At 63.9% G+C, this 230-nt stretch carries 1 pseudogene; it reads right to left on the reverse strand.

Features of this window, described 5'->3' with window-relative positions:
• Positions 1 to 230 (reverse strand): annotated as a pseudogene (locus tag R2R70_RS23670) (3-dehydroquinate synthase); the annotation flags it as partial.

Here is a 230-nt window from a genome sequence, read left to right on the forward strand (position 1 = left end):
CCGCACGCACGCCCTGCTCGGTCTCATCCTGCGCCACGCCATCCGCCTTGATGGCACAGCTGCGGCGAATGGCTTCACCGGGCAGGGTCTCGTCCAGCGCCATCACGGCCGTCATGTTGTCTTCCAGCCAGCTCAGGCAGCTTTCATACCACAGCAGACCATACTTGCTGACCTCGGCCACGCCCGCTGACAGCTCACGCTGCGGCAATGTCTTGAGGCTTGCGGTATCG

This window comes from Cobetia sp. SIMBA_158, from assembly GCF_046566945.1.
GTDB lineage: Bacteria > Pseudomonadota > Gammaproteobacteria > Pseudomonadales > Halomonadaceae > Cobetia > Cobetia amphilecti.